The sequence below is a fragment of the Paenibacillus sp. EKM211P genome, from assembly GCF_011066175.1.
Taxonomy (GTDB): Bacteria; Bacillota; Bacilli; order Paenibacillales; family Paenibacillaceae; genus Paenibacillus; species Paenibacillus polymyxa.
Map to the genome: position 1 here is coordinate 308,488 of NZ_JAAMNS010000003.1, position 11,627 is coordinate 320,114.

Below are 11,627 nucleotides of genomic sequence, written 5' to 3' on the forward strand. Positions count from 1 at the left end.
GAGAGGAATAAAGGATGATTAGAATATCGGGAACAGCAACTGTGCGTGTGGATTATGAAGTGGAAATCGAATTGACGGAAGATCAATTTTATGAACTAAACGGGAAGAAACAAACCGAACTAATTGAATCCGCAATTGACTGGCGGGATGCTTTACGGAATGGGCAAACAGACGAAATTGAAGTCGATGACATTGAGGAGGTCTAAACCATGGATAAGAAGATACAAGAGATAAGATCAGCACTGGCAGAAATACCAGATAACGTCGATTTCCTGATAGATTTTTGGACTGAGGGCGAAGTAGCTGGAGAACCCTTGCCTAACCCTGTAAAAAACGACATACTATCCTACTTGAAATGGGTTAAGGCATTGAAAACGGTGATAGAGATTAAGGATAAGGCACTGAAATGGTATGCCGCAATTGAAAATTACGAGATCGGCAATTTCACGGTTGATCAAAACGGAGAGCTAGATGAATGGGAATCAAGAGTCCAACAGGATGCAGGTGAAAAGGCACGTACAGCATTAAAAGGAGAGGATACCCCATGAATCCAATAGACCCCTACAACCTCACGGATTGCGATTACAGCGAGTTTATACGCATGGGTAGGGAAACGTATGGAATTGCTGAAAAGGAGACTGAAAACGAACGTGAGACCGTTTGAAAGCATGACCGGATCGGAACTGGTCATAGCAGCTTATGACGAAACTAAAGATTATGATTATCGAATACTTGCACATGAAGAAATCTACCGGAGGGCAGGTGTAACGGATGGCATCAAAAGGGATTCAGAGAGACCGTAGATCTATTTACTTGGCATGTGAGGAAATGGACTTCACTTGGAAGCGGAAAGATGTAGACGACTTCGAACTTATGTGGTCAGAAGGAAAAAGTATCAGGCAAATAGGAGATGTGCTCAACCGTGACCCTGACGAGGTATTGATATTAGCACTCGATCGAATCAAAAACAGGAAGATAGAAGAACGCCCAGGCGGAGCATTGGGGGCGATGGCATGATTACTTTCGTGATAAACGAACCTCCTATGGGAGCTGTCCGGATGACACAACGCGGCAAATGGACGAAAAAGAACGCTCAAAGGTATCTGGCTTACAAACAGATGATCGGACTTATAGCGCGGAAACAGTTCTTAGAGCCGCTAGAAGGGCCCGTAGCGGTCGAAATAGGATTCAGATACCCATTTCCTAAGTCATGGACTAAAAAGCGATTAAGAGAGGCGCTAGAGTCTCAAGAACTGCCGACGATTAAACCTGATATCGACAACTGTGTAAAAGGTATATTCGATGCCTTAAATAAGATAGCGTGGAACGACGATTCCCAGGTAGTAGCGCTGGTAACGCGCAAGTATTATTCTGACCATCCAGAGATTGAGGTAAAGGTGTGGCAGATTGGTGAGGAAGCGGAAGGAATAATTTAAATAATTCATATAACAACGCATAGAGGAGTATTAGAAATGGAGAAAAAGACTCTTAAATATATCCCTGGCTATTATCCATACCGTATCGACGAAGACGGAAAAGTATTTGCATCACATCCGAAAACAGGATTCCCAGTGTTGGTGAAGGAGAGCAATCGGATGGTAAATGTTCGTCAAGATGGGCGAGCAAAGAGAGTAAAAGTAGCTGAATTATACCGTAGAGCATTTAACAAGCTGCTTCCAGAGGATTAAATATATAGCCCCCAAGGGCAGAGAGGACAAATACATGGATAAAGCAATTTTAACCCAAGCGCAGGCGGAGGCAATTGATTCAATTAAAGCTGCATATCGTTGGACGGCAGAGTCATTCATCCGCAACCATGCAGCAAATCCGCGCCAATGGATAGAACCTTACAATGTACTCAACGGAGTTCCTTTGGATACCATTATCCGTGCGCTTTATATCGGTTATGAAGTCGAACTGACGATAGAGGAAAAATTGTTAGAAATATATAGGGAAGGACTACCATATCGGGCGGCACCCGATGTGAAATCAGCTTTTCGTGAGGGCATGAAAAAGGCGTGTGAAATAGCGGGAATTAAGGTCAAATGGTCCAGAGATTAGGCCCAGGGGATAAGAAGGAGGGAACAGCCCTCCATAAGGGGGATAGACATATGAATGTTATTTCGCTTGGCGTTGGTGTTCAATCATCTGCGATCGCTCTTATGGCGATGAAGGGTGAGATTCAGCCTCGGCCCGATCTAATTGTATTTTCTGATCCAGGATGGGAGACCAAAGCGACCTATCAGTATGCACGTTGGCTCAAAAGAACATTGGAGACTGGCGGCATGAAAGTCATATATACGAACAATGGGAACATAAAAAACGATTTGCTGAAGGCTGCAAAATGGGGAACTAGAGTAGCGTCATTACCTTTCTTCACCCTCTCTGAAGAAGGAGATACAGGTATTGTAATGCGGCAATGCACGTCTGAATACAAAATAAACGGCGTACGCAAAGCGATTAAGCAATACAGAGGCTTCAAGACAAGCAGGGGATTTGCAGACAAGGAAATTAAGCTTTGGATGGGTATAAGCACGGATGAAATACAGCGTGTGAAGCCTTCACAGGAACGTTGGATAGAGAATATATACCCGTTAATAGACAAGGGTATGAGTCGGATGGATTGCATGAGTTGGCTTGAAAGAAACGGTTATCCAGTGCCTCCAAAAAGCAGCTGTATCGGGTGCCCATTCCATTCCGATCGCACTTGGCTAGAAATGAAGAGACATGACCTGGAATCATGGAAAGATGCTGTAGAAGTCGATAAGGCGATTCGGAAGATGCCTAAAATCAAAGGTCAGGTATTCCTTCATCGGAGTTGCAAGCCTCTGGATCAGGTAGAGCTTAACGAAAACCAACTGGAATTTGATTTTGATGGATTTGGGAACGAATGCGAAGGATTTTGCGGAGTTTGATATAAGGGGGATACACCCCCTACTACCTATACCAAAGGAGCAAATGAGAATGATACCACCAGTTGAACGCTGCCCACATTGCGGCAATAAAGAAGGATTTTACACGAAAGATTTTGCTTCCGGGGCAATTAGAACCCGCTATAACTTTGACGGCAGTGAAGCAGATAACACTAATCTATATAGCGGATTGCGACACAAGATCGGGAAGAAGGCCCATTGTGCTGAGTGTGACAAGGTTGTTTTCGATATGTCTGAGTTTGAGGTTTAACAACCTCTTGTCCCTACTACCTATAAAGGAGAGATAACGATGAAAGTATACCAAATTGAGAAGTACGCTATAGCTGCTGAAAATGCGGAAAAGGCGTACATGTGCTGGTTGGATACAAATGATGTAGATTTCCTCTGCGATATGTTGACGCTTGAAGAGGGCGGCGTTGAAGAGTTGACGATTACTATCTCGCGGCTAACTACTGAGCAAATCAATACCGTGGACATCCCTTGTTGCAATGATGGATGCCTGCGCTGCGAAGGCAAAGACGAAAACGTCTATCTATCATATGCCGAATTGATTAAGGAACATCAAGCACAGGGAGGTTCATTTCCTACAGTGCTAACAAAAGACGAATAAGGATATACAGCCTTAACGAGGCAGAACAGCCTCTTACCCTATACCCCTATAAGGAGCGATAAGCATGAGAGATATTAAATTCCGTGGTAAACGTCTGGATAACGGCGAATGGGTATTCGGAGATATCTGGCAGCACAACGGCAGGGTGGACATTGTAGATCATAGAGCACAATCACATCCGGTAGCCCATGAAACAGTAGGTCAATACACGGGTTTGCGCGATCGGGACAACAAGGAAATTTACGAAGGCGATATTTTAAAGCGTGATTGGCAGGAACATTCGCTGGAAGATGATATTGGACATGTATCTTTTCAGGATGGTGGTTTTGTTCTGCATTTACCCGGAACTGTTGGGTTTGATGAATACCTTTCTCAATACTATAGAGGTTACTCAGCTTCCAGCGGAACGGATTTTTATGTAATAGGCAACATACACGATAACCCGGAGCTACTACAGCCCCAAGGAAGGAGGCGGTAAAGGTGAGTGATACACCTCAAACGTCGAATAGAGCGGTTTTACACGGATGAAGATGGCGAACTGGTATTTGCACTTTACGAAGACATAGATGGATACGTGCATTACAGATACTGCACGTTTGATACGGATAAATACAGCATGTTGTCAGTGCTGTTTGATAAAGAATTCCAGGAGGAACAGTCATGAGTGAACGGACAGTAGATTTAATCCGTAAAGATGTGCAGTCGGCAAAGAATGAAGCGAAGAAAAATATCCTGTTACCAGTTAGAGAGGTAGAAGACGTGCTTGCCCTGGTAGACTCACTCCAGCAGCAGGTTAAAAAGTTGTCTGAATACAAAGTATCTTCTAAGCAGTTTGCAGAGCTTTACGATAAAGCCATTGCCGTTGTACGACAAAACGAGATTAACAAAAAGAAAGCTGATGACAATTACCGTGCTTTATTGGAGGATACCGTCCAGCTTCGTGATCAACTGGCAGAGAGGGACGCAGTTATACGCCGCCTGACCTATAAGCTAGAAGAAGCCCGTAAGGCATTAGGTAGGGAGTAACCACCAATACAAGGAAGGATGATAGATATGAATGTGTGGCCAATATCGGCTGTTAAACAAGACGGACAAGAAAGGTGTGCCAACTGCGGAAAGCCGATAAGCGAAGCCAGAGAAATACTTACAGGCAGGTTATACGATGAGGAGTTTGCTTGTTGTCGAAAATGCGATGATGAACATGAGGAATTAGGCTGCCCCTTTGAACATGGGATAAGGTATCGTGATTTGAAATATTAAACCAAACAGGGGATTGACAAAAGCTTGTTGCAACTATCTCACTAAAAAACCGTGTATTTTGCAACCAAAAGATATTCAGGGTGTAGGACCTACACCCACTAAGGGAGGATATATATATGGCAAAAGGAACCTTTATGTATGATTTGAAGCTAAACGAAAATGACAATGTTCCAGCGGTCATACAACTTCCGGGACAAATGATCGAATTTGAAATAACAGAGAAAGATTTAAAAAGAATGCTTCATCTTTATTTCATGAAAAGGATGGAACAGTAACAACACCTATAAGGGAGAGATACCATGATAAACGAAACCAGAAATGTAATGTTTGACGTTGATCCAAAGCATCTCAGTGAGTCCATGCAGGAGAATCCTCGTGACGACCGTCTGTGGGTGGTAGCTCCATTCTCAGGACAAGCCCAAATATATGCACCATCTAAGCGAGGGAAACACAAAGGATACCATCGTATCAAATGTGAGATTTGGATTCCTGAGGATGCGATTAAAGGTAATGACACACTGGGAGAGTTTGGAGCCTTTGCAGTATTGAGTGTGCCTAAAGTGAGGGTGCAGGAGCATTTGAAGGCTGGGGAGGAACAACAATGACAGATAAACCACAGACTCTACAGGTCGCCTTGTGAAGCTCAAATAGAAAGGAGCGGGGATATGAAGTTAATAGAATTCACTGACGGATCGAGCACAACGGAATTTGTAGGTAAGAAAAGCGCGTTTAAAGATGCTGCTGATTTCTTGGAACAATGCAAACGGGAATGGGATTGGAAATTTGATGAATTAGATTTTGAAATTAAAAAGGAGCATGTCCAAGACGGAGCATACTGCCGATATTACCCCAACATGCCAGAAGATTACTCACATTTAGGACTAGAAAGCGGATATACATTTTGCGAACGGGGGCGTGGCGCATTTGAGGTTTATTTCATACCCTTTCGTGATCTATATGAGAAATATGCGTATGGGGAGAACACCCCATGATAAGAGCCTATACCTCTATATTATGCGCATTACTGTTATATGTGGGTGTAGTCAGTATAGATAGGTATATGTTGATTGAGCAGATAGAACCGAATAAATTGAGCGAAGGAAGGATTTTGGATGTCAGATAACAACGACATGGTAACTGCTAAGAGTTTCTGGGTTTGGACGAAGAAAGCTGAGATAAAGAACCCAGCGCATTCACGTGAAGGAGATCCAGTCCATGAAAGATATCTCTATGAGGCTCCTAAGTTTATGCTGGACGATGGATTAATACAGGACTCGGCAGATTCGCCGCGTGAGGGGCAGACAACTATTTTTGACTACATTTTTTGATTTCATCTAGGAGGTGCTAATATGATACCGGACGAGGATACGGAACAAACACCCATTGTAACAGACTTGGGAGGGGCTACAGCATTAAGCTACCGCAAGGCAAGGAACATAGCTGCAAGGATATATAAAAAGGCTGACGCGGACGACAAGAAGGTTATATCCGGTATGGTGAGTGATTGTGAGTTCGTTGAAGAATGGTTGGTGACAGGTCGGCGCCCAGGAAATAAACGTGGTGTTGAACGGTTGGCAGCATACCAGCGAGAAAAGTTAGTAGATCCATTACGCATGCAGGCATATGTCAGTAATTCAAAGGCTGGAAGCCCAAGCAATCTAACCGATAGTGACTACTTTGTAATTGAGGAAGCCCTAAGAGTCCTGACGGATTTAGAAAGAGATTGCTTTCTTCTTTCTTACGGTCACTGTATGCCACATTCCTATATTGCGGATGTTCTGGGATTATCTAGAGGAAATATATCAACACTATTAAAGCGGGCAAAAGAAAAAATTCAAGAAAACCGCAATAATAATCTATTTTTAACCTAAAACACCTGTTTTCTGTGGGGCAAATGCCACCTATATATAGGGATATCCTATAAACGATTGTTATCTTATAGTTCGAAAGAGGATTATCCAATGATGAGGTGGCGGAATATAGACGCTATTGGTCATCTTTAGAGAGGACGTTAGATGAATGAGGCTAGGGCAGCCCAGTAAATATGCCCAGTGGCGCAATAACCAAAAGGCCAAAAACCTCTCATACAAGGGTGAAAGTCCCTTGTCCACATCGAAACTAATTACACCAAATTTAAAACAGCCCTAAAGAGGGTAATAATACCCCATCAATAAGGGCGGCAGACTGTTCCGTACGTAATACGGACTATGTGAAACAATTACCGTTGGGAACCATACCGCAAGTATAAGGGAGCGGCAGTGGCAAGCGCATGACGGAGGGTTAGGGCGCAACTAAATAAGCAAGCATGAGGGCATCGGTATACGGTGTCCTTTTTGCTATGTACAGGAGGAAACAAACGATGGCACAGAATTATGCATATCTTGATCAGTACGGCATTCTGCATCTACACGATGAAGAGCATGCTAAACAGCACGGCAAACATGTTGCTACTGAACTGCAAGCAGACGAAAGCGGCTATCCTGTCGTAGAGGGCACTGGTGTAGTCTACTACAGCAATGAGGATGCAGCATACATCAAGGGTAACCGTAAAGATGGACAACGTATCAGTACACCGGCTGTAATTAAGCAGTTGGTTGATCAACTGAAGTAACACCTTTTTCCCGGCTTAGTCCGGGGATATGACACATACAGGATTATAGCGGTTCGATTCCGCTGTGTGTATAAAAAGAAAACCCACCTTTCGGCGGGTTCAATTCTTGCGATTGTATATGCTGGCTTCTTCCTTACGCTCCAGGACATCAGAGCGAAGGAATAGCCGTTCACGGTTTGTCTCTTTAACTGGTATCAGCTTACCGCGCTTCACGAAACTGTGAAGGTTCTGCCGGCTACAATTTTGGCGGGTCTCTTTGTCGTTTCAAAAAAAGATAAGGATGTGTTTTTTATGTCAAGAGATATTACAGGAAGAATGCTATTTATCGAAGGTGAAAACGGGGAACCCATCCCAGTAAGTACAAAAAATCCGATACCTTTTGGCGGCGGTTCAGGCGGTGGAACGATAACGGCGGATAGTATCACTGACGCAACAACGACTGGTAAGGCTCTCGTAAAGGCGACTGACGCAGCGGCAGCAAGAACCGCTATTGGCGCTGGTACATCGAGCTTGACCCTTGGCACAGGAGCCGGAAACGCTGCTGCAGGTAATCACACACATGTCATGGCTAATATCACAGATTTAGCTACGGCATTGAATGCAAAGACGAATAAGTCTGCATTTACAGCACTTACCCCATTAGCAGATCCTGCTACAGCAACAACAACCCAGATAGCTACATTACTCAATTCAGTTGTAGCCGCGCTCAAAGCATAATGCCGTTAAAACGATTCTGCGGTAAGCAGGGATGCAAACAGATGGTCACAGGCAATGAGAGATACTGTGAGTCTCACCAAGACCAAGTACGTAGCTATGACCAGGAGAGAGGTACAGCAGCAGAGCGCGGCTATGATAGCAAATGGCGTAAGGCACGTGAAGGATATCTGCGTAAGCACCCGTTATGTACGTCTTGCTTCCAACGTGGGTACTTGGCTGCTGCAACAGTAGTGGATCATATCGTACCGCATAGGGGAGATAAGCAACTGTTTTGGGATAGGGATAACTGGCAACCGCTGTGTAAGCAATGCCACGATATCAAGACTGCTAAAGAGGACGGAGGATTCGGTAATGAATGTTAAACACGTGATCCTTGTAGGAGAAAACGGCGAGATTAGTGTTATAGAAGGAGATGCCTTCTTACTAGCGTCAATATCGAACATGAGGCGTACAGAGGAAGGCAAGTATACGGCTCAAAGGTTATTAACTATAACAGGCAGTGAAGAAGAGAACCTGTCTATGCTAGATAGGATTATGCAGAATTTTAGGGATGCGGGGTATGAAGTATGATCGTTAGAATGGGAATCTATGAGTTGGAAGGTACACCGCAGGAATTAGTAGAGTATGACCGACTGAGTGATGAGTACGAGGAAGCGAAGCGGTTAGCAGCAGCCACCAAGGATGTAACAGTTAATGCACAGCTACACGCTAGACACTACATGCGAGTGGAGATAGACCTTGACCAGACGTGTACAACGCAGGACGTGCAAGAGAAGGTTAGGCAGATACTGAATGAATTTTTTGAAAAAAATAAATTTAAGATTATTTCTTAGAAAAGGGGAAGGGGGGTCAAATTTCTAAAAACTTTTTTTGGAATAGACCGCGCCGGACTTTTTTCGCGTAAAAACTCGTTTTATAAATTTTTCGGGATTTGGAGGTGCGCCCGGATGGGGAGAAATGCAAAACCGATTGACCTTCACATCGCGGGAGGCAATCCGAACCGATTAACAAAAGCACAGATTCAGGCGCGTAAAGAAGGTGAGGTTAAGCTTGGGAAAACTGAACTGGAAAAGCTGAAACCGCCTGTGTTTGTAAAGGATGATACAGTTGCTTTCGCTCACTGGAAACAGTGCATGAAAGATTATAAAGCCGCTGCTGCTGAAGGTGTTAATTTGCTTTCAAGCTCTGATATAGGGCTGCTGGGTATGTACTGCCGGACGTATTCGGAGTATGAAAAGCTGCTGAAACAGTATCAGAAAATCGAGAGAATTTCTATTGAAGATTACGTATTTGATGAATATTTTGATGAATTAACACGCAAAGCTGAGGAAACGGGAGAGGATCTGAATGAGTATGGTTTGAGGGCACAAAAGTACCTTTCCCAACTTGCTTCCTTAGAAGGTGTATTAAAAATCGAAACGGCAATCAACAAGAAGATGGACATGCTTCTCAAAATGCAGGACCGTCTTTTCTTAAACCCTTTGTCTAAGGTGAAGAATGTTCCGAAGCCGAAGGAACCGGAGAAGACCTCGAGCAAGTTCGGAAAGTTCGGGGGAAACCGAAGTGGCTAACCCGCAGATTTATCCTTACAACACTGTCGGAGAGACGGACCGGGTAACATCCTATGCACTGGAAGTGGTGTCCGGCAGGATTATCGCTGGTCAGGCACAGCGACAGGCGTGTGAGCGCCACCTTAAGGATTTGGATCGGCAGGGTACGGAAGATTTTCCTTACGTGTTCGATCCAGATAAGGCCCATGAGATTATAGAGTTTGCCGAATCCCTCACGCTGGCAGAAGGTGAGGAACCTTTGCCGCTTGAACTATGGGGCTTTCAAGACTTTATGTTTGGGAGTTGGAATGGCTGGGTTACGTTGGATGGTTACCGTCGATTCCGCACCTCATATGTTCAGGTGGCCCGGCAAAACGGTAAATCTTTGGGCAACGCGGTCCCGGCCCTCTTTTATGGAAACTTTGACGGCTATAATTATCCCCAAGTATACTGCACCGCTACAAAAGAAGCTCAGGCAAGAATTGTCCTAAAGGAATGTATCAAATTCATTGATGCAGACCCCGAGCTTGGTGGTTCAGATTATGAGTCGGGGCTATTTGACGTTAAAGACTATAAGAGCACTATACTTTGTTCTCTGACCAAGGGTGAAATCAGGGCGCTTGGTCGAGATACGAAAACGATAGATGGATTCCGTCCGTATTTTGCAAGCGTGGACGAATACCATCTACATAAAGATAATCAAATGTACAAGCTGCTTGCTGATGGAACCAAAAAATTAAAACAATGCCTTATTTCCGTTATTACAACCGCAGGCTTTAATATCAACGGTCCATGCTATGAACTGTACAAATATTGCAAGTTAATTCTATCCGGCGCACATGCCGACGAAACTCAGTTCGTTTTCATCTGCGAGTTGGACAAAGACGACGATGTATGGGACGAAGCCAACTGGCCGAAAGCGAACCCGTTATGGACTCCTGAAACGTTAGATAGTTTAAGGTCGGAAGCAATAAAGGCTAAGGTTCAGCAGGGGGAAGAACTGCGAAACTTCCTTACCAAGTCCTTAAATCGTTGGGTTCAGTTCTCCGATACACAGTATATGAACATGGAGCATTGGCAAGCCTGCGAATCTGACACAACTATCGAAGATATGGAAGGCAAGGAATGTTACTTAGGGCTGGATCTTTCTTCCGGGGGAGACTTGACAAGCGGAAGCTTAGAATTCCCTTTGGATGTGGATGGTCAACGCAAATACTACATCCATTCTCATAGCTGGATACCAGCGGCGCGGGTACATGAGCATGTGCAGTCTGACCATGCTCCGTATGACATGTGGATCATGGAGGGGTTACTTACTCCTACAGAGACTATGGGCGGCGTGAAGACAGATTATAAGTATATCCTTGCTTATTACCGCGACCTAATCAAAAAACATAACTTCAAATTAAAAGGCATCGCTTATGACCCTCATAATGCGGATGCCTTTTTGTCTGACCTTGAAGAATTTGGCGTCGACCTGGTTGAGATAGTTCAAAGTGCCAAGAGCCTAAATGATGCAACGGTTGATTTTAGGCTGGAGGTTGAGGCGGGTAATGTCATTTATGATCGTCGCAATAAGTTGCTAACATGGTCTATGGCGAACGCTAAGACCACCAGTAACAGTTTTGGGGAAATAAAGATAGACAAGGACCCTAACGCCAAAACAAAACGTATTGACCCCGTGGACGCTGTCATAGACAGTCACAAACTAACTCTGTCCTTGGCGGTCAAGCCAAGAAAATCAGTCTACGAAGAGAGGGGACCACGTTCACTGTGAAAAAATTAAAAATCAAGGAAGATACAATCCGCGAGATGTTACTATCGGCGGGTTTTTTGACGTTTTGCACCGGAATATGGCTTATCTACCCTCCGGCATCGCTGATTATCGGGGGACTGCTGTTGATGTGGCTTGGATTTCCGTCAAAACGGCAGAAAGGAGGCTAATT

The 11,627-nt window shown here is 44.3% G+C and carries 26 protein-coding genes; all 26 read left to right on the plus strand.

The genetic code is table 11. From position 1 onward, the window contains the following. Positions 1–14: 14 nt before the first annotated feature. The 26 genes from G9G57_RS07365 to G9G57_RS07490 all read left to right on the plus strand — a co-directional run bounded on the left by G9G57_RS07365 (position 15) and on the right by G9G57_RS07490 (position 11,625). Positions 15–206 (plus strand): hypothetical protein, encoded by a 192-nt coding sequence (locus G9G57_RS07365; RefSeq protein WP_164964732.1) that lies wholly within the window; start codon positions 15–17, stop codon positions 204–206. Between the two features lie 3 nt (positions 207–209). Continuing rightward, positions 210–548, plus strand: coding sequence for a hypothetical protein (locus G9G57_RS07370; protein WP_164964733.1), 339 nt, complete (start codon positions 210–212; stop codon positions 546–548). Positions 549–650: 102 nt separating this feature from the next. Next, a complete protein-coding gene (locus G9G57_RS07375) occupies positions 651–803 on the plus strand; it encodes a hypothetical protein (RefSeq protein WP_164964734.1) in 153 nt (50 codons plus the stop codon). Then, complete coding sequence (locus G9G57_RS07380; RefSeq protein WP_164964735.1) at positions 772–1,017, plus strand: hypothetical protein; 246 nt, start codon at positions 772–774, stop codon at positions 1,015–1,017. The genes G9G57_RS07375 and G9G57_RS07380 overlap by 32 nt, the downstream gene beginning before the upstream one ends. Beyond that, a complete protein-coding gene (locus tag G9G57_RS07385) occupies positions 1,014–1,436 on the plus strand; it encodes a RusA family crossover junction endodeoxyribonuclease (RefSeq protein ID WP_164964736.1) in 423 nt (140 codons plus the stop codon). Before G9G57_RS07380 ends, G9G57_RS07385 begins: the two co-directional genes overlap by 4 nt. 36 nt (positions 1,437–1,472) lie before the next feature. Then, complete coding sequence (locus tag G9G57_RS07390; protein ID WP_164964737.1) at positions 1,473–1,688, plus strand: hypothetical protein; 216 nt, start codon at positions 1,473–1,475, stop codon at positions 1,686–1,688. A 34-nt stretch (positions 1,689–1,722) separates the two neighbouring features. Further along, complete coding sequence (locus tag G9G57_RS07395) at positions 1,723–2,061, plus strand: hypothetical protein (RefSeq protein ID WP_164964738.1); 339 nt, start codon at positions 1,723–1,725, stop codon at positions 2,059–2,061. Between the two features lie 50 nt (positions 2,062–2,111). Continuing rightward, a complete protein-coding gene (locus G9G57_RS07400; protein WP_164964739.1) occupies positions 2,112–2,915 on the plus strand; it encodes a phosphoadenosine phosphosulfate reductase family protein in 804 nt (267 codons plus the stop codon). Between the two features lie 49 nt (positions 2,916–2,964). Further along, positions 2,965–3,183 (plus strand): hypothetical protein, encoded by a 219-nt coding sequence (locus tag G9G57_RS07405; protein ID WP_164964740.1) that lies wholly within the window; start codon positions 2,965–2,967, stop codon positions 3,181–3,183. A 39-nt stretch (positions 3,184–3,222) separates the two neighbouring features. Beyond that, on the plus strand, positions 3,223–3,543 hold the full coding sequence (locus G9G57_RS07410; RefSeq protein ID WP_164964741.1) for a hypothetical protein: 321 nt from the start codon (positions 3,223–3,225) through the stop codon (positions 3,541–3,543). 64 nt (positions 3,544–3,607) lie between these two features. Further along, positions 3,608–4,021, plus strand: coding sequence for a YopX family protein (locus tag G9G57_RS07415; RefSeq protein ID WP_164964742.1), 414 nt, complete (start codon positions 3,608–3,610; stop codon positions 4,019–4,021). Positions 4,022–4,027: 6 nt separating this feature from the next. Further along, entirely contained in the window at positions 4,028–4,207 is a 180-nt protein-coding gene (locus tag G9G57_RS07420) for a hypothetical protein (RefSeq protein ID WP_164964743.1), read from the plus strand. After that, on the plus strand, positions 4,204–4,569 hold the full coding sequence (locus G9G57_RS25630) for a hypothetical protein (protein ID WP_185156677.1): 366 nt from the start codon (positions 4,204–4,206) through the stop codon (positions 4,567–4,569). The genes G9G57_RS07420 and G9G57_RS25630 overlap by 4 nt, the downstream gene beginning before the upstream one ends. Before the next feature lie 350 nt (positions 4,570–4,919). Next, positions 4,920–5,078: a hypothetical protein gene (locus G9G57_RS07430; RefSeq protein WP_164964744.1), complete on the plus strand. Its 159-nt coding sequence runs from the start codon at positions 4,920–4,922 to the stop codon at positions 5,076–5,078. A gap of 24 nt (positions 5,079–5,102) precedes the next feature. After that, positions 5,103–5,408 carry a hypothetical protein gene (locus G9G57_RS07435; RefSeq protein ID WP_164964745.1) on the plus strand — a complete coding sequence of 102 codons (306 nt, stop codon included), beginning with the start codon at positions 5,103–5,105 and terminating at the stop codon, positions 5,406–5,408. 60 nt (positions 5,409–5,468) lie between these two features. Further along, positions 5,469–5,795 carry a hypothetical protein gene (locus tag G9G57_RS07440; RefSeq protein WP_164964746.1) on the plus strand — a complete coding sequence of 109 codons (327 nt, stop codon included), beginning with the start codon at positions 5,469–5,471 and terminating at the stop codon, positions 5,793–5,795. A 120-nt stretch (positions 5,796–5,915) separates the two neighbouring features. Then, positions 5,916–6,131, plus strand: coding sequence for a hypothetical protein (locus G9G57_RS07445; RefSeq protein WP_164964747.1), 216 nt, complete (start codon positions 5,916–5,918; stop codon positions 6,129–6,131). A gap of 21 nt (positions 6,132–6,152) precedes the next feature. Then, complete coding sequence (locus tag G9G57_RS07450; RefSeq protein WP_164964748.1) at positions 6,153–6,674, plus strand: sigma-70 family RNA polymerase sigma factor; 522 nt, start codon at positions 6,153–6,155, stop codon at positions 6,672–6,674. A gap of 488 nt (positions 6,675–7,162) precedes the next feature. After that, positions 7,163–7,414 carry a hypothetical protein gene (locus G9G57_RS07455; protein ID WP_164964749.1) on the plus strand — a complete coding sequence of 84 codons (252 nt, stop codon included), beginning with the start codon at positions 7,163–7,165 and terminating at the stop codon, positions 7,412–7,414. Positions 7,415–7,705: 291 nt separating this feature from the next. Further along, on the plus strand, positions 7,706–8,131 hold the full coding sequence (locus tag G9G57_RS07460) for a hypothetical protein (RefSeq protein WP_164964652.1): 426 nt from the start codon (positions 7,706–7,708) through the stop codon (positions 8,129–8,131). 41 nt (positions 8,132–8,172) lie between these two features. Continuing rightward, on the plus strand, positions 8,173–8,493 hold the full coding sequence (locus tag G9G57_RS07465; protein ID WP_164964750.1) for an HNH endonuclease: 321 nt from the start codon (positions 8,173–8,175) through the stop codon (positions 8,491–8,493). Beyond that, the gene (locus G9G57_RS07470) at positions 8,483–8,701 is read left to right on the plus strand and encodes a hypothetical protein (RefSeq protein ID WP_164964751.1); all 219 of its coding nucleotides are present in this window, start codon (positions 8,483–8,485) and stop codon (positions 8,699–8,701) included. The genes G9G57_RS07465 and G9G57_RS07470 overlap by 11 nt, the downstream gene beginning before the upstream one ends. Further along, positions 8,698–8,964 (plus strand): hypothetical protein, encoded by a 267-nt coding sequence (locus G9G57_RS07475; RefSeq protein ID WP_164964752.1) that lies wholly within the window; start codon positions 8,698–8,700, stop codon positions 8,962–8,964. The genes G9G57_RS07470 and G9G57_RS07475 overlap by 4 nt, the downstream gene beginning before the upstream one ends. A gap of 114 nt (positions 8,965–9,078) precedes the next feature. Then, complete coding sequence (locus tag G9G57_RS07480) at positions 9,079–9,702, plus strand: P27 family phage terminase small subunit (protein WP_090887593.1); 624 nt, start codon at positions 9,079–9,081, stop codon at positions 9,700–9,702. After that, the gene (locus G9G57_RS07485; RefSeq protein WP_164964753.1) at positions 9,695–11,458 is read left to right on the plus strand and encodes a terminase large subunit; all 1,764 of its coding nucleotides are present in this window, start codon (positions 9,695–9,697) and stop codon (positions 11,456–11,458) included. Before G9G57_RS07480 ends, G9G57_RS07485 begins: the two co-directional genes overlap by 8 nt. After that, complete coding sequence (locus G9G57_RS07490) at positions 11,455–11,625, plus strand: hypothetical protein (RefSeq protein ID WP_164964754.1); 171 nt, start codon at positions 11,455–11,457, stop codon at positions 11,623–11,625. Before G9G57_RS07485 ends, G9G57_RS07490 begins: the two co-directional genes overlap by 4 nt. Positions 11,626–11,627: the final 2 nt, after the last annotated feature.